The organism is Streptomyces sp. NPDC049597, from assembly GCF_040675505.1.
GTDB lineage: Bacteria > Actinomycetota > Actinomycetes > Streptomycetales > Streptomycetaceae > Streptomyces.
The window spans coordinates 70,902-86,729 of record NZ_JBFAOY010000004.1; the positions used below are offsets into that span (position 1 = coordinate 70,902).

The following is a 15,828-nucleotide window of genomic DNA, read 5'->3' on the forward strand; positions in this document are numbered from 1 at the left end:
CGGGGGCCTTCTCTGCGCGGCAGGCGCCGTCAGGCTCGTACGGCCGTCAGGCCCGTACGTCAGTGGCTGTGGCCGTGACCGTGGCCGTGGCCCGCCTCGGCCTCCTCGTCGGCCGGCTTCTCGACGACCAGGGTCTCGGTCGTGAGCAGCAGCGAGGCGATGGAGGCGGCGTTCTCCAGGGCGGAGCGCGTGACCTTGACCGGGTCGATGACGCCGGCCTTCACCAGGTCGCCGTACTCGCCGGTGGCGGCGTTGAAGCCCTGGCCCGCCTCGAGCTCCGCGACCTTGGAGGTGATGACGTAGCCCTCGAGGCCGGCGTTCTCCGCGATCCAGCGCAGCGGCTCGACGGCGGCGCGGCGGACGACGGCGACACCGGTGGCCTCGTCCCCCTCCTTGCCCAGGTTGCCGTCGAGCACCTTCACGGCGTGGACGAGCGCGGAGCCACCACCGGAGACGATGCCCTCCTCGACCGCGGCGCGGGTCGCGGAGATGGCGTCCTCCAGACGGTGCTTCTTCTCCTTCAGCTCCACCTCGGTGGCGGCACCGACCTTGATCACGCACACGCCGCCGGCCAGCTTCGCGAGGCGCTCCTGGAGCTTCTCGCGGTCCCAGTCGGAGTCCGTGGTCTCGATCTCGGCCTTGATCTGGTTGACGCGGCCCTGCACGTCCTCGGAGTTGCCGCCACCGTCGACGATGGTGGTGTCGTCCTTGGTGACGGTGACGCGGCGGGCGGTGCCCAGCACGTCCAGACCGGCCTGGTCGAGCTTGAGGCCGACCTCCTCGGCGATGACGGTGGCACCGGTGAGGGTGGCCATGTCGCCGAGCATCGCCTTGCGGCGGTCGCCGAAGCCGGGGGCCTTGACGGCCACCGCGTTGAACGTGCCGCGGATCTTGTTGACGACGAGGGTGGACAGGGCCTCGCCCTCGACGTCCTCGGCGATGATCAGCAGCGGCTTGGAGCCACCCGCCTGGATGACCTTCTCCAGCAGCGGGAGCAGGTCCTGGATGGAGGAGATCTTGCCCTGGTGGATCAGGATGTACGGGTCGTCGAGAACGGCCTCCATACGCTCCTGGTCGGTCACCATGTACGGGGACAGGTAGCCCTTGTCGAAGGCCATGCCCTCGGTGAAGTCGAGCTCCAGGCCGAAGGTGTTGGACTCCTCGACGGTGATGACACCGTCCTTGCCGACCTTGTCCATCGCCTCGGCGATGAGCTCGCCGACCTGCTGGTCCTGCGCGGAGAGCGCGGCCACGGCGGCGATGTCGGTCTTGTCCTCGATCGGGCGGGCGGTCGCGAGGAGCTCGTCGGACACGGCCTTGACCGCGGCGTCGATGCCCTTCTTCAGGGCGGCCGGGGAGGCACCGGCGGCGACGTTGCGCAGACCCTCGCGGACCAGGGCCTGGGCCAGCACGGTGGCGGTGGTCGTACCGTCACCCGCGATGTCGTTGGTCTTGGTCGCCACCTCCTTCACGAGCTGGGCGCCGAGGTTCTCGTACGGGTCCTCGACCTCGACCTCGCGGGCGATGGTGACACCGTCGTTGGTGATGGTGGGCGCGCCGAACTTCTTGTCGATGACGACGTTGCGGCCGCGGGGGCCGATCGTCACCTTGACCGTGTCGGCAAGCTTGTTGACGCCGCGCTCGAGGGCGCGACGGGCGTCCTCGTCGAACTTCAGGATCTTCGCCATGGGAGCGATTCAGCCCTCTCGGAAATCGTGTTCAAAAGAACCGCGCCCCTCGCCGCCCGGCGTCAGCGGGGTGGCCAGGGGCGCAGCTCAAAGCAAATCTGCCGGGTGAAGCAGGAATTACTTCTCGACGATCGCGAGCACGTCGCGAGCCGAGAGGACGAGGTACTCCTCGCCGCTGTACTTCACTTCGGTGCCGCCGTACTTGCTGTACAGCACCACGTCGCCGACGTTCACGTCGAGCGGAAGGCGCTCGCCGTTCTCGAAGCGGCCCGGGCCCACGGCCAGGACGACGCCCTCCTGGGGCTTCTCCTTGGCGGTGTCCGGGATAACCAGGCCAGAAGCCGTGGTCTGCTCGGCGTCGAGCGGCTGGACCACAATGCGGTCCTCGAGCGGCTTGATGGCAACCTTGGAGCTGGTGGTCGTCACGATCCGACCTCCCCCTTCGGAGATCTCACGGGGTTAACTGATCTGAGGTGGCGACCAGGTGGATCCGTCGTCGCGGGTGCCGGACCTGCCCGTCGCTGTGTTGGCACTCTCCGGTGGGGAGTGCCAGGAGCGAGACTATGACTGCGATTAGCACTCGGTCAAGCGGAGTGCCAATGCAGCGCCGCGTGGCGGCCTGATCCGGCCGCGGCCGCGCCTGAGGCGGCCGTGCCGCCCGCGGCGAGTGGCGCGCTCCCTGCCGCCGTACGGCCCACGCGCTCGGCCGGGTCCGCGGCCCGCCGCGGCAAGGGGCGCACCGGCCGCCGGCGACCCGGCAACCCGGCGAGGGACCGGTGCGCGCGGCTCACACGTAGTCCTCCAGCTTCGCCACGGCGTAGCCCTTGGCGGTCACGGTCCGCATGACCCGCCGGATCACGTCCGGCATCGTGCCCTTCCACTCCCCGCGGCCCCGGAAGTGGGTGAGGATGATGTCGCCGGGGTGCAGGTCCCGGTCCCATTCGCGCCACTCCATGTGGTCGGGGAACGCCTCGGACGCCCACAGCGGCACGGCCTCGATCCCGCAGGACTTCGCGACGCGCAGCGTGTCCTTGTTGTAGTTCCCGTACGGCGGGCGGAACAGCCGCGGGCGCGTGCCGTACCGCTTCTGCAGCCTGTCCTGCTGGCCGCAGATCTCCCGCTTCTGGGCGGAGCGCGAAAGGCCGGGCAGATAGGGGTGGTTGAGGGTGTGGTTGTGCAGCGCGACGCCGCCGCCCTGCATCTTCTCGAAGTAGTCGTAGTCGTCGTCGATCACGTAGTCGCTGAGGAAGGCGCTGTACGGGATCCGCAGTTCGGACATCATCCGCAGCAGCTCGGGGTCCTTCTCCGCGCCGTCGTCGATCGTCAGGAAGACGATCTTCTCCTTGGTCGGAACGGTGGTGAAGACCGGCGGCAGTTCGTCGCCGCCCTCGACCTCGAAACCCTTGCGGGTGGTGATCCTCGGCTTGGTCTGCGGCGGCGGGGGCGCGGCGAGCGGGGTCTGCTCCAGGCCCCACCTCCTCGCTGCCGCGGCCCGCGCGGCCTGCGCCCGCCTGACCTTCCCGGCGTACGCGGACAACGCGCCGGACGGGCCCGCCGCCTGCTCCTTTCCCGCCGGGCCCCGCTGGACCTGCTTCCCCGCGGCGGACGGTGCCGGACGCGCGTCCCGCCCGTCACCGCCCGCACAGCCCGAGCCGGTGGCGGCGACGAGGAGCGCGACGAGACCCACACCGACCCGGTACGCTCTTACTTTTCCCTTTTGTCGTACTGACTGCATGGCGTCGCATCCTGTCAGCGCGGCGCCTGCCCGCCCGGCCGACACCGCCTGTGCGCGCGGAGCATCCCCCGCCTGGCCCACAATGGCCCGGTGAACGCCTCCGATCCGCTCGCCGCCTTCCTGGCCCTGCGCACCGAGGAGGGGGCCGCGCTGCTGGCGTCGCTCGCCTCCTACGACCCCGCCGACGAACTGGCGGTGGCCACCCGGCTGCGCCGCGAGCATCCGGCGGAGCTCGTCTCGGCGGCCCTCGGGCAGGCCCGGCTGCGGCAGCGCGCGGCGGCGAAGTTCGGCGCGGAGGACGCCGGACGGATGTTCTTCACCCCGAACGGCGTCGAGCAGTCCACCCGCCGGCCGGTCGCCGCCCACCGGGCCGAGCGCTTCGCCGCGCTCGGCGTGCGCAGCGTGGCCGACCTGTGCAGCGGCATCGGCGGCGACGCGCTCGCGCTCGCGCGGGCGGGCATCTCCGTCCTGGCCGTGGACAAGGACCCGCTGACGGCCGAGGCCGCGCGGGCCAACGCCGAGGCGCTCGGGCTCGCCGATCTCGTCGAGGTCCGCTGCGCGGACGTGACGGACATCGACACCTCCGCGTACGACGCGGTGTTCGTGGACCCGGCGCGACGCGGTGGCCGGGGCCGGATCTTCGACCCGGAGGCGTACTCGCCGCCCCTGTCCTGGGCGATCGCCGCGGCCCGCACACGCCCCCACGCCGCGCTCAAGATCGCGCCGGGCATCCCGCACGAGGCCGTCCCCGGGGACGCCGAGGCCGAGTGGATCTCGGACGGCGGCGACGTCAAGGAGGCGGTGCTCTGGTTCGGCACGGACCCGGGCGCGGTCCGCGCGACCCTGCTCCCGGGCCCGCGGACCCTGACCGGGCGCGGCCTGCAGGACCCCGCCGTCCGCGCGGTCGGCCGCTACCTCTACGAGCCCGACGGCGCGGCGATCCGCGCGCATCTGGTCGCCGAGGTCGCCGAGGACGTCTCGGGCGGCCTGATCGACGAGACGATCGCCTACATCACGTCGGACGAGTTGCACCCGACGCCGTACGCCACGGCCTACGAGATCACCGACACGCTGCCGTTCAACGTGAAGAAGCTGAAGGCGCTGCTCAGGGAGCGCGAGGTCGGCGTCCTGACCGTCAAGAAGCGCGGCTCGGCGGTCGAACCGGAGGAACTGCGCCGCAAGGTGAAGCCCAGCGGCCCGGCCTCGGCGACCGTGTTCCTCACACGGGTGGCCGGGGCGCCGGCCATGCTGGTGGGCCACCCGGCCTAGGGATCCGGCGCGCGGGCCACGGCTCAGGGCCGGGCGGGCGCCCGGCTCACGGCGGGCGCAGGGCGCCGGCTCAGGCGTGCGGGCCGGACGGGGCCCGGGGCGGGACCAGCCGCAGCGCCCAGCGGTAGTGGCCCACCGCCTTCGAGACGCCGATCAGTCCCGTCAGCCACAGGATCATCCCGAGCCCCATCAGCAGCACCACTCCCGGCACCGTGTCCTGGCCGGGCTCCGCGCCGGCCGGGACGGCGAAGCAGGTCCACAGGCCGCCCGCGCACATCAGGAACGACGGCAGGAACCAGGTCAGGCTCAGGCCCGGCGAGGCGAAGCGCGCGTCGCCGGCCGGGTCGCTGTCCAGGCCGCTCCAGGCACGCAGCAGCCCGCGCACCTTCGCGTCACGGGCGAGGCCGAAGCCGATCAGCAGGCCGGTCGGCACCATGAACGCGGCGCCGAGCAGGAGGAGCACACCGCCGAACATCTGACCGAACATGTCGATCGCCTCGTCGAATGTCCGCAGCGCGGCGGCGACCAGCACCCAGCCGACGGCGAAGCCGGCGGCCAGCAGCCACAGTTGGACGAGCACGGCCCCGCCGATGCTCAGCCGGTGGAGCTCCGCCATCGCCCGCGACCGGTCGGCGAGCAGCGACGCGCGGTCGGGCCACGCCCGTGTGCCGACGGGCGGAGGAAGGGGCGGGAGGGTGCGTCCTGACATGACCATGAGGCTACCGGGACCGTCCCCGGGCGCGCGGCCCGCACCCGGCTACGGCTACGGCTACGGCTACGGCTACGGCTACGGCTACGGCTACGGCTACGGCACGACGCGAGCGGCCCGGTCCAGCAGCAGTTCCCTCTCCCGAGCGTTGCGGGCGAGGGACGCGGCCCGCTCGAACTCCGCCCGTGCCTCCTCGGCGCGGCCCAGCCGGGCCAGCAGGTCGCCGCGAACGCTCGGGAGCAAGTGGTAGTCCTTCAGGGCCGGTTCACCGGCCACCGCGTCCACCAGTGCGAGCCCGGCCTCTGGCCCCTCGGTCATCGACACCGCGACCGCCCGGTTCAGTTCGACGACCGGGGACGGCACGAGACGGACCAACTGCCCGTACAGCGCGGCGATCGTCGCCCAGTCGGTGTCCCGGTAACGGAGAGCCCGCGCGTGGCAGGCGGCGATGGCGGCCTGGAGGCAGTACGGACCGTACGGGCCGCCGCCGGCGCGCCCCAGTGCCTCGACGCCGCGCCGGATCAGCAGCCGGTTCCACTTGGCGCGGTTCTGGTCGGCGAGCAGGACGGGCTCGCCCGAGGGCCCCGTACGGGCCGGGATGCGCGACGCCTGGAACTCCAGCAGCGCCGCCAGGCCGTGGACTTCCGGTTCGTCCGGCATCAGGCCGGCGAGGACCCGGGCCAGCCGCAGCGCGTCCTCGCAGAGCGCCGGGCGCACGAGGTCGTCCCCCGCGGTCGCCGCGTAACCCTCGTTGAAGATCAGGTAGATGACGTCGAGCACGGAGCCCAGGCGCGCGGCGCGCTCGGCTCCGTACGGCGCCTCGAAGGCCACGTCCGCCGTGGCCAGCGTCCGCTTGGCGCGCACGATCCTCTGCGCCACCGTCGGCTCCGGCACGAGGAAGGCGCGGGCGATCTCCGCGGTCGTCAGCCCGCCGAGCAGCCTCAGCGTGAGCGCGACCCTGGCCCCGGTGGACAGCACGGGATGGCAGGCGGTGAAGATCAGCCGCAGCAGGTCGTCGTCGATGTCGTCCGGCTCGGCCGGTTCGGGCGGCGGCGGCGCGTCCTGCAGCGTGCGCCCCACCTCGGCCAGCTTGCGGGCGTACGTCTCCTTGCGGCGTACGAGATCGACGGCGCGGTGCCTGGCGGTGGCCATGAGCCAGGCGCCCGGCCTGTCCGGGACGCCCGACTCCGGCCACTGCTCCAGCGCGGCGACCAGAGCGTCCTGCGCGATCTCCTCGGCGATGCCGATGTCCCGCACGACGCGGGCCACGCCGGCGATGATGCGCGCCGACTCGATCCTGAAGACCGCCTCGACCGTGTCCGCTGCGCTTCCTGCCGTCACGGCCACCCATCAGAGCAGCCGCGGCGGAAGGGGTGCAAGCGGGGCCTGGTCAGCCCTCCATGATCTGGCGGACCTCGCAGGTGACGGTCCACTCCTCCGGGTGGATCTCCAGGAAGCGCTTGGCCCATTCGAGGGCCTCGGCCTTGTCCTTGCACTGCATCAGGGCGTAGCCGCCGACGACTTCCTTGGTCTCGGTGAAGGGGCCGTCGGTGTACGACACCTTTCCGCCGGACCAGGTCACGCGGGTGCCCTCGGAGGTGGGGAGCAGGCCGGCCGTGTCCAGCATGACCCCGGCCTTGGTGATCTCTTCGAGCAGCTTGCCCATGCGCTCGTTGAAGTCCTCCGGGAAATCGTCCGGGGGGAGCTCGTTCTCGTTGATGCGGATCATCGACAGGAAGCGGGGCATGGTGACTCCTCGGGTCGTGAGTGCGGGGCCGTTCCCCGCCTCTCACCCGTGCGTCGAACGGGAGACGGCCGGATCGACATCCTCGCGGAGATTTCTTTTGGGAAATCCCGGCGGGTTGTCAGCCGAGCGACTCGAAACGCCAGCGGTGCACCGGCCGGGTGATCACATCGGGGGCGGGCTCGGGGAGCTCGGGCAGCTCGGCGTCGGCGTGCGCCGCCTCCCACCAGGTGATGACCAGCACCCGGTCCTGCGCGGCCCGGAAGGTCTCGCGGCGCAGCGGATCGCGCGCGAGCTGCTGGGCGCGGGCCCACTCCAGCAGCTCGGCGCCCCGGCCGTCCACGGCGCGGGCCTCCCACATCAGAGCGACGACGGTCATGAGTACAGGTTGTCCTTGCTGACCTCGTGCACATGGTCGTGGTCGTGGACCGGGTCCGCACCCGGCACGTGCGGGTCCGTCACGGGCAGGGACGAGTCCGCGGACAGCTCCCAGTCGGAGGCCGGCCGGTTCCGCGCGACCATCTCCGCGCCCAGCGCGGCGACCATCGCGCCGTTGTCCGTGCACAGCTTGGGCCGCGGGACGCGCAGCCGGATGCCCGCGCGCTCGCAGCGCTCCTCGGCGAGCGCGCGCAGCCGGGAGTTGGCCGCGACGCCGCCGCCGATCATCAGGTGGTCCACGCCCTGGTCCTTGCAGGCGCGCACCGCCTTGCGGGTCAGCACGTCGACGACCGCCTCCTGGAAGGACGCCGCCACGTCCCGCACCGGCACCTCCTCACCCGCGGCCCGCTTGGCCTCGATCCAGCGCGCGACGGCCGTCTTCAGGCCGGAGAAGGAGAAGTCGTACGCCGGGTCCTTGGCGCCGCTCAGACCGCGCGGGAACGCGATCGCCTCCGGGTCGCCCTCCCTGGCCAGCCGGTCGATCACCGGGCCACCGGGGAAACCGAGGTCGAGGGCGCGCGCGATCTTGTCGAACGCCTCACCCGCCGCGTCGTCGATCGTCGCGCCCATGGGGCGCACGTCGGCGGTGATGTCGGGGGCGAGCAGCAGCGAGGAGTGGCCGCCGGAGACGAGGAGCGCCATGGTCGGCTCGGGCAGCGGGCCGTGCTCCAGCTGGTCGACGCAGATGTGCGAGGCGAGGTGGTTGACCCCGTACAGCGGCTTGTTCAGGGCGTAGGCGTACGCCTTCGCCGCCGAGACCCCCACCAGCAGCGCGCCGGCGAGCCCGGGCCCGGCCGTGACGGCGATGCCGTCGAGGTCGCGGGCGCTGACCCCGGCCTCCTTCAGGGCGCGCTCGATGGTCGGCACCATCGCCTCCAGGTGCGCGCGCGAGGCGATCTCCGGGACGACGCCGCCGAAGCGGGCGTGCGTGTCCACGCTGGAGGCGACCGCGTCGGCGAGCAGGGTCGTCCCGCGGACGATGCCGACTCCGGTCTCGTCGCAGGAGGTCTCGATGCCGAGTACGAGCGGTTCGTCAGCCATGGGTGTGAGTCTCAGTTCCTTGTACGGTCAGGCTTGCACGGTCAGGCGCATGACGAGGGCGTCGATGTTTCCGGGCTGGTAGTAGCCCCGGCGGAATCCGATGGGCTCGAAGCCGAAGCGCTCGTACAGCTTCTGGGCCCGGGTGTTGTCCACCCGCACTTCGAGGAGCACCTCGTCGCACTCGAAGGCGGTGGCGTGCTGGAGCAGGTCGGTCAGCAGCCGGGCGCCGAGGCCGGTGCCCCACTGGCCGCGTTCGACCGCGATGGTCTGGACGTCGCCGAGGCCGCCCGCCGCCGCGAGCCCCGCGTAGCCGACGATCCCGCCGTCGAGCTCGGCGACGACGTACCGGCGAGTGGCCTGCGGGCCCCGGGAGTGCGCGAGTTCGGACCAGAACATCCCGGCCGACCAGGCGTCGTCGGGGAACAGCTCGTGTTCGAGTTCGAGCACCGGCCGGATGTCCCACCAGCGCATCTCACGCAATGCGGGAGTGCCGCCGCGCGTCGATGAGGGGCGGCAGTCGGGAGACGGGTGGGCGGCACTCACTTCGGAGTGACCACCTTGTAGTTCTTGGGGACCTGGGCGTCGGGGCGGCGCAGGTACAGCGGCAGCGGGTCGAGGAAGTCCTCGCCGGCCGCCAGCTTTCCGGCCGCGAGCGCGGCGAGCGCGCCGGCGCTGACGTGCTCGGGCCCGCGGGCGTCCCGGAACGTCTCGGGGTACAGCAGGGCGCCGGCGCCGACCGCGGGCAGGTCCGCGACCTGCTCGGCGATGTCGGCGGGCCGGTCGACGGCGGCGTCGGTCACGCGGGTGCGGGCATCGGCGTACCGCGCCCAGTAGACCTCCTTGCGGCGCGCGTCCGTCGCCACCACGAACGGCTCGTCGAGGCCGGCGGCGTACGCGAGGCCGTCCAGCGTGCACACCCCGTGGACGGGGACCCCGAGCGCCGACGCGAACGTCGTGGCCGTCACGAGCCCGACGCGCAGTCCCGTGTACGGCCCCGGGCCGACGCCGACCACGATCCCGGTGACGGCGTCGAGCTTGGCGCCGGCCTCGGCGAGCACCCGGTCGACGGCGGGCAGCAGCAGCTCCCCGTGCCTTCGGGCGTCCACCCGGCTGGACTCGGCGACGACGGCGGACCCGTCGTGGAGGGCGGCGGTGACGGCGGGCGTGGCGGTATCCATGGCGAGCAAGAGCACGCAAACAGCCTACGGCTCCGGCGGCGGAGGCACGGCCGCCCGGTCGAACGCGGGGCCTGCTGCTACCGTCACCACAACCGGGATCGGATTCGAAAGGTGGGCACGGTGGCACGGAGCAGCTCGGGACTCGTGGCCGGGCTCACGGCGGCCGCGCTGGCCGTCGTCGGCTTCCTCGCCTATCAGGCGTCGGCGAACGTTCCCGACAGCCTGGGCGCGCCCAAGGCCCCGAGCGCCGTCCCGTCGGGCCAGGCCTCCGGCAGCCCCGAGAAGAAGGAGAAGGACCCGCTCGCGGTGCCCGCGCACTCCGGTACGGGCGTGCGGGTCGTCTACTCGCTGGGCGACCGACGGGTGTGGCTGGTCGGCGCGACGGGCAAGCCGCGCACCTTCGAGGTCATGCCGTCGACGGTGAGCCCTGCTCCGGGCTCGTACACGGTCACCTCGCGCTCGGGCAGCGTCTCCGGCTCGGACGGCGTCCCGGTCGAGCACGTGGTGCGGTTCGCCAAGGTCGGCAACGTGCCGATCGGCTTCAGCGCGGCCGTGAACGGCTCGATGGCGACCCCGGACCCGAACAGGAAGACGGGCGGCGTGCGGATGGCACGGGCCGATGGGGACGCGATGTGGGTGTTCGCCACGATCGGCTCGAAGGTGGTCGTGGTCCCGTAGGACCACCCGTACGGAGCCGGCTGTACGAATCGGGACCGCCCGCTACGCGGCGTCGCGCCGCGCCTCGTCCGCCTCGGCTGCCCGCGGCGTCTCGCGCGGCGGCGTCGACACCGCGCTGGCCGCCGCGCAGGACGCCAGCAGGTCCCGCATCGACAGGGCCGGGGGATGCGGCACGGACGCCGCGGGCGCGTGCTGCCGGTTCTGCGGTTCGCGCTGCGATGCCGACATGGACGCCTCCTGGTGGGCTCCGGGGGCGGGCGTGGTTAGGTAGACCTAACCAGATCTCTCCACCATGTCATCACGCGCGGGACGCCGGGCGCAACAGTTTCCCGACGTCTTGTCGGAACGTACGGCGTTTCATACCGGGGGCCGCGCCCGCGTCCCGCCGGTTCAGGCCAGATCCAGCTCCGCCCAGCGCTCCCCGTAGCCCCGCAGCACTACCTCGCGGCGGTCGTCCTCCGTGTCGCCCACGACCCGGTGGATCACTACGTGCAGACGGTCCTCGGACAGGTCCTCGACCTTGCCCTCGCCCCACTCCACGACCACCACCGATTCCGGCAGCGAGACGTCGAGGTCGAGGTCCTCCATCTCGTCGAGTCCGCCGCCCAGGCGGTACGCGTCGACGTGGACGAGCGCCGGTCCGCCCGTCAGGGACGGGTGTACGCGTGCGATCACGAACGTCGGGGACGTGACGGCCCCGCGCACCCCGAGCCCCTCGCCCAGGCCGCGCGTCAGCGTCGTCTTGCCCGCGCCGAGCTCGCCCGTCAGCATCACAAGATCGCCGGGGCGGAGCAGTTTCGCGAGCCTGCGGCCCAGGTCCTGCATCTGCTCGGGGGATTCGATCGACAGGCGGGCGGAGCCGGCGACGGCCGTCTCAGCCGCCGGGCTGTGCGGTGCTTCCAGCGGTGCTTCCATACGTGCCAACGTTAGCCGCTGCGGGGACCGCTCCCGCCCGGGCCAGCAGGTCCGCCAGCCGGTCGGTGACGGCCTCGGGATGCTCCAGCATCACCAGGTGCCCCCCGTCCGGCACGATCACCAGCTCCGCCTCCGGCATCAGATCGGCGATCGCCTCGCTGTGCGTCCCGGGCGTGACCAGGTCCTTGTCACCCGCGAGGACGAGGACCGGCATCCCCTCGAACACGACGAGCGCCTCCGACTTGTCGTGCTCGGCGAAGGCCGGATAGAACTCGGCGACCACGTCGATCGGTGTCGACTCGATCATCCGTTCCGCGAACCGCGCGATCGCCGGGTCCACGTCCCTCGACGAGAACGAGTACCGCTTGATCAGGCCCGCGAACAGGTCGGCCGTCGCCCGCCTGCCCCGCTCGACCAGCTCCGCCTGCGAGCCGAGTGCCCGCAGCACCCCGGGCAGCACCCGGCGCACCACGTTGACGCCCGCCACCGGAAGGCCGTAACTGACCTCGCCGAGCTTGCCCGACGACGTGCCGATCAGGGCGATGGCCGCCACCCGCTCCCGGACGAACTCGGGGTAATGGGCGCCGAGCGCCATCATCGTCATGCCGCCCATCGAGTGGCCGACGAGCACCAGCGGGCCCTCGGGAGCCGCCGCGTCGATGACCGCCTTCAGGTCACGGCCGAGCTGGTCGATGGAGACCGGCACGCCGTCCGGGCCCGCCTGCGCGGCGCCGCGCGCCGAACGGCCGTGGCTGCGCTGGTCCCAGTACACCGCGCGGACCAGACCCCGCAGCGCCGCCCGCTGGAAGTGCCACGAGTCCTGGTTGAGGCAGTAGCCGTGGCTGAAGACGACGGTGACGGGGGCGGGCGTCTTGCGGCCGAACATCCGGCGGCGGCGCGGCGCGGCCACCTCCGGGTCGACCTCCTCGACCTCGTAGTAGAGCTCGGTGCCGTCGTCCGCGACCGCCGTGCCCGGCACGCCGCGCAGCGAGCCGTAGGGCCCGGCCGCGTCGAGGGCGAGACGCGCCTTCTTGCGCATGCCGCGCCCGACGGTGAGGCGTTCGAGCGCGACGCCCGCGGCGGCGCCGGCCGCGACCACGCCTATGGCGGCACCGGCGATGCCCGCCCTGCGCCAGTTGCCCGTCGCCACCGCGGCGGCGGCCTCGGCCACCTCCCCCGTGCTGGTCTCGCTCACCGTGCCTCTCCTACTCGTCGGCGGTCCGCTCGTCGCTTCCTTCGGGAACCTCGTTCACATAGACGCGGGGCACCCGGGCGCCGATGCGGGTGACGATCTCGTACGCGATCGTGTCCGCCGCCCGTGCCCAGTCCTCGGCGGTCGGCTCGCCCCGGTCGCCCGGGCCGAACAGCAGCGCCTCGGCTCCTTCCTCGACCGTCTGCCCGCCGAGATCTACGACGAACTGGTCCATCGCGACCCGGCCGGCGATCCGCCGCCACTCCCCGCCGATCAGCACCGGACCCCGGCCGGACGCATGACGCGGAATGCCGTCCGCGTAGCCGAGGGGCACGAGGCCGAGCGTCGTCTCGGAGCCGGTGACGTAGTGGTGGCCGTAGCTGACGCCGTGGCCGGCCGGCACCTGCTTGACGAGCGCCACGGACGCGGCGAGCGTCATCACCGGGCGCAGGCCGAAGTCCGCGGGCGTGCCCAGCTCGGGGCTCGGCGAGATGCCGTACGTCGCGATGCCGGTCCGTACGAGATCGAAGTGGGACTCCGGAAGGCTCAGCGTGGCCGGGGAGTTGGCGATGTGCCGCACCTCTGGCTCGACGCCGGCCTTCTCGGCGTGGTCCACCATGTCGCGGAACACGTCCAGCTGGGCGGCGATCGAGGGGTGCCCCGGCTCGTCGGCGCAGGCGAAGTGCGACCACAGGCCCGTGATCTCGACCAGGCCCTCGTCCTCGGCGGCGCGCGCGGCCGCGACGAGCGCGGGCCAGTCGGCGGGCTGGCAGCCGTTGCGTCCGAGACCGGTGTCCGCCTTGAGCTGGACGCGGGCCGGGGCGCCGGCCTCCCTGGCCGCCGCGGTGACCTCCCTCAGCGCCCACAGGCCGCTCACCGACATGTCGAGGTCCGCCTCGATGCCCTCGCGCCACGGGTCGCCCGGCGTCCACAGCCAGCACATGATCCGGCCGCCGATCCCGGCCGCGCGCAGGGCGAGCGCCTCGTGCGGAGTGGCCGTGCCCAGCCAGGTCGCCCCCGCGGCGAGCGCGGCACGGGCGCACGGCACCATGCCGTGCCCGTACGCGTCCGACTTGACCACGGCCATCAGCGCGGCGCGCGGCGCACGGGCGCGCAGCGCGCGGACGTTGGCACGCAGGGCCGCGAGGTCGATCTCGGCGCGGGCTCTCGGCGGTGCGGGGGGCGACGGTGTCTGGCTCATCGCGCCCAGTCTCTCAGAGCCGCACGGCTCGATCCGTATGGGCGGCAGTCGACTGTGTCACTCGCCGGGCGGCGCCGGGGCCCCTGATTCCCTCACGTCGCGCCAGGCGGCCGGGAGAGTCGCCGCCACCTCGTACGCGGTGATCGGCACGCCCCGCGCGGCGCGGAGCCGGGCCGCGAGGCCGTGCAGATACGCGGCGGCCGAGCCCGCGTCGCGCGCGTCGAGCCCGGCCGCCAGCAGCGAACCGGCGAGCCCGGAGAGCACGTCCCCGCTGCCCGCGGTCGCCAGCCACGAGGTGCCCATGGGGTTGACGCGCACCGGGGAGCGGCCGCCGTCCGCGTCGGCGACCAGCGTGGTCGAGCCCTTGAGCAGCACGGTCGCCCCGAACCGCGCGGCCAGCTCCCGCACGGACGCGAGCCGCGCCGCCTCCACCTCCTCGCGCGACACGCCGAGCAGCGCGGCGGCCTCGCCCGCGTGCGGCGTCAGGAGGGTGGGCGCGGCCCGCTCGCGCACGGCTGCCGGGTCCAGCAGCCGCAGCCCGTCGGCGTCGACGAGCACGGGAACGTCGGAGGCGAGCACGTCCCGCACGGCGTCCCCGTTCTCCCCGATGCCCGGCCCGACGACCCAGGACTGGACCCGGCCCGCCTTCCCCGGCGGTCCCGCGTGCACGAGGCTCTCCGGGAAGCGGGCGATCACCGCGTCCGCCGCCGGTCCGACGTACCGCACGGCTCCGGCCCCGCCGCGCAGCGCGCCCGCCACGGCGAGCACGGCCGCGCCTGGGTAGCGCGCGGATCCGGCGACGATGCCCACGACGCCGCGGCGGTACTTGTCGCTCTCCGCGGCCGGGAGTGGCAACAGCCGTGCCACATCGGCGTGTTGCAGTGCCTCCAGGTCCGGCACGGCCGGCAGGTGCTCCTCGATGCCGATGCCGACCAGCCGGACCGTGCCCGTGTACTCCCTGGCCGGGTCGACGAGCAGGCCGGGCTTGTACGTCCCGAACGTCACCGTGGCATCCGCGCGCAGCGCCTCCCCGCGCACCTCGCCCGTGTCGGCCTCGATGCCGCTCGGCAGGTCGACGGCGACGACGACGGCGTCCGATCCGCGGGCGGCGCGGGCGACCGGCACGGCGTCCGGACGCAGGCCGCCGCGTCCACCGATCCCGGTGATGCCGTCCAGCACGAGGTCGGCGCGGGCGAGCGCCGCGAACGGGTCGTCAGCGACCCGGCCGCCGGCGGCGAGCAGGGCCGCCAGGCCTCCCGGGTGGGTCCGGTCGGGGGCGAGGAGCACGGCGACGACCCCGGCACCGCGACGGGCGAGGCGCGCCCCGGCGAACAGGGCGTCACCGCCGTTGTCCCCACTGCCGGCCAGCAGCACGACGCGCGCGCCGTACACCCGCCCCAGCACCCCGGCACAGGCGGCGGCCAGTCCGGCGGCGGCCCGCTGCATGAGTGCCCCTTCGGGCAGCCTGGCCATGAGCTGCGCCTCGGCGTGCCGGACGGTCTCGACGCTGTAGGCAGTACGCATGCCCCGAGTCTGCCCCAGTCTCACGACGCCGGCCGGAGTTACGCCCCGGGGACGGTCGGTCCCACCGAGAAACGCGGATCGCCCAGGCGGCGGGATACGGCTGCATCTTCCGGGCGCGGCGATCTCGGAACTGCCCTGCCCGCACGCGGGCGTGGGCCGCGGGCACGGGGGCGACGGGACGCGGCGGGCGCTTGCGCCACCGCAGCCCGGCCGACCGCCGAAGCACCAGGTGCCCGCGTCTTTGACGCGGTCCGGTCACTCCCCGGCGGGGTGCTGCGCCTCCGGCCCACCCGCCGCGCGACCGCCAGGATGCGTGGGACGCCTCTGTGGCGGTGGACTGCGCATCGGCACGGGCCCACCCGAGCCCGGCACGGGCGCGGCGCGCACGACCCTGTCGAAACACGAGGCTCAGCTGCGACGGTGACCGCGCATCGGGTGCGGCCCCACCCGACCCCGGCGCCGGCGCGGCCCGCCCGGCGCGGGCGTCGTCGCGACCGCCGCGTCCGGGGCCCGGGT

17 protein-coding genes are annotated in these 15,828 nt (G+C 73.4%); 2 read left to right on the forward strand and 15 right to left on the reverse strand.

Annotated elements, in window-relative coordinates:
* Nucleotides 1-59 precede the first annotated feature (59 nt).
* The 3 genes from groL to AB0K02_RS06990 form a co-directional block, all read right to left on the reverse strand.
* The gene (groL, locus tag AB0K02_RS06980; RefSeq protein ID WP_365991318.1) at nucleotides 60-1,688 is read right to left on the reverse strand and encodes a chaperonin GroEL; all 1,629 of its coding nucleotides are present in this window, start codon (nucleotides 1,686-1,688) and stop codon (nucleotides 60-62) included.
* Nucleotides 1,689-1,805: 117 nt separating this feature from the next.
* The gene (gene groES, locus AB0K02_RS06985) at nucleotides 1,806-2,114 is read right to left on the reverse strand and encodes a co-chaperone GroES (RefSeq protein WP_177148652.1); all 309 of its coding nucleotides are present in this window, start codon (nucleotides 2,112-2,114) and stop codon (nucleotides 1,806-1,808) included.
* A gap of 361 nt (nucleotides 2,115-2,475) precedes the next feature.
* Nucleotides 2,476-3,423, reverse strand: coding sequence for a polysaccharide deacetylase family protein (locus AB0K02_RS06990; protein WP_365991319.1), 948 nt, complete (start codon nucleotides 3,421-3,423; stop codon nucleotides 2,476-2,478).
* Between the two features lie 48 nt (nucleotides 3,424-3,471).
* On the opposite strand from AB0K02_RS06990, the gene AB0K02_RS06995 reads away from it, so the two are divergent.
* A complete protein-coding gene (locus AB0K02_RS06995) occupies nucleotides 3,472-4,692 on the forward strand; it encodes a class I SAM-dependent methyltransferase (RefSeq protein ID WP_365991503.1) in 1,221 nt (406 codons plus the stop codon).
* Between the two features lie 70 nt (nucleotides 4,693-4,762).
* Here the strand turns inward: AB0K02_RS06995 and AB0K02_RS07000 are convergent, their stop codons facing one another.
* The 7 genes from AB0K02_RS07000 to tsaB all read right to left on the reverse strand — a co-directional run bounded on the left by AB0K02_RS07000 (nucleotide 4,763) and on the right by tsaB (nucleotide 9,817).
* Complete coding sequence (locus AB0K02_RS07000) at nucleotides 4,763-5,401, reverse strand: hypothetical protein (RefSeq protein WP_365991320.1); 639 nt, start codon at nucleotides 5,399-5,401, stop codon at nucleotides 4,763-4,765.
* A gap of 96 nt (nucleotides 5,402-5,497) precedes the next feature.
* Nucleotides 5,498-6,748, reverse strand: coding sequence for a DUF6596 domain-containing protein (locus AB0K02_RS07005; protein ID WP_365991321.1), 1,251 nt, complete (start codon nucleotides 6,746-6,748; stop codon nucleotides 5,498-5,500).
* Between the two features lie 43 nt (nucleotides 6,749-6,791).
* Complete coding sequence (locus AB0K02_RS07010) at nucleotides 6,792-7,148, reverse strand: YciI family protein (protein ID WP_365991322.1); 357 nt, start codon at nucleotides 7,146-7,148, stop codon at nucleotides 6,792-6,794.
* Between the two features lie 118 nt (nucleotides 7,149-7,266).
* Nucleotides 7,267-7,524, reverse strand: a complete 258-nt coding sequence (locus AB0K02_RS07015) for a hypothetical protein (RefSeq protein ID WP_365991323.1) — start codon at nucleotides 7,522-7,524, stop codon at nucleotides 7,267-7,269.
* Nucleotides 7,521-8,624, reverse strand: coding sequence for a tRNA (adenosine(37)-N6)-threonylcarbamoyltransferase complex transferase subunit TsaD (gene tsaD / locus AB0K02_RS07020; RefSeq protein ID WP_365991324.1), 1,104 nt, complete (start codon nucleotides 8,622-8,624; stop codon nucleotides 7,521-7,523). The genes AB0K02_RS07015 and tsaD overlap by 4 nt, the downstream gene beginning before the upstream one ends.
* A gap of 27 nt (nucleotides 8,625-8,651) precedes the next feature.
* Nucleotides 8,652-9,095: a ribosomal protein S18-alanine N-acetyltransferase gene (gene rimI, locus AB0K02_RS07025; protein WP_365991504.1), complete on the reverse strand. Its 444-nt coding sequence runs from the start codon at nucleotides 9,093-9,095 to the stop codon at nucleotides 8,652-8,654.
* A 68-nt stretch (nucleotides 9,096-9,163) separates the two neighbouring features.
* A complete protein-coding gene (gene tsaB / locus AB0K02_RS07030) occupies nucleotides 9,164-9,817 on the reverse strand; it encodes a tRNA (adenosine(37)-N6)-threonylcarbamoyltransferase complex dimerization subunit type 1 TsaB (protein WP_365991325.1) in 654 nt (217 codons plus the stop codon).
* Between the two features lie 129 nt (nucleotides 9,818-9,946).
* Here tsaB and AB0K02_RS07035 point away from each other — a divergent pair, with 129 nt between their 5' ends.
* The gene (locus tag AB0K02_RS07035) at nucleotides 9,947-10,480 is read left to right on the forward strand and encodes a hypothetical protein (RefSeq protein ID WP_365991505.1); all 534 of its coding nucleotides are present in this window, start codon (nucleotides 9,947-9,949) and stop codon (nucleotides 10,478-10,480) included.
* 42 nt (nucleotides 10,481-10,522) lie between these two features.
* Here the strand turns inward: AB0K02_RS07035 and AB0K02_RS07040 are convergent, their stop codons facing one another.
* The 5 genes from AB0K02_RS07040 to AB0K02_RS07060 form a co-directional block, all read right to left on the reverse strand.
* Nucleotides 10,523-10,708 (reverse strand): hypothetical protein, encoded by a 186-nt coding sequence (locus AB0K02_RS07040; protein ID WP_365991326.1) that lies wholly within the window; start codon nucleotides 10,706-10,708, stop codon nucleotides 10,523-10,525.
* Between the two features lie 162 nt (nucleotides 10,709-10,870).
* Complete coding sequence (gene tsaE / locus AB0K02_RS07045; RefSeq protein ID WP_365991506.1) at nucleotides 10,871-11,383, reverse strand: tRNA (adenosine(37)-N6)-threonylcarbamoyltransferase complex ATPase subunit type 1 TsaE; 513 nt, start codon at nucleotides 11,381-11,383, stop codon at nucleotides 10,871-10,873.
* A complete protein-coding gene (locus AB0K02_RS07050; RefSeq protein ID WP_365991327.1) occupies nucleotides 11,355-12,590 on the reverse strand; it encodes an alpha/beta hydrolase in 1,236 nt (411 codons plus the stop codon). The genes tsaE and AB0K02_RS07050 overlap by 29 nt, the downstream gene beginning before the upstream one ends.
* Before the next feature lie 10 nt (nucleotides 12,591-12,600).
* A complete protein-coding gene (alr, locus tag AB0K02_RS07055) occupies nucleotides 12,601-13,788 on the reverse strand; it encodes an alanine racemase (RefSeq protein WP_365991328.1) in 1,188 nt (395 codons plus the stop codon).
* Between the two features lie 57 nt (nucleotides 13,789-13,845).
* Nucleotides 13,846-15,312: an NAD(P)H-hydrate dehydratase gene (locus tag AB0K02_RS07060; protein ID WP_365991329.1), complete on the reverse strand. Its 1,467-nt coding sequence runs from the start codon at nucleotides 15,310-15,312 to the stop codon at nucleotides 13,846-13,848.
* Between the last annotated feature and the right edge of the window lie 516 nt (nucleotides 15,313-15,828).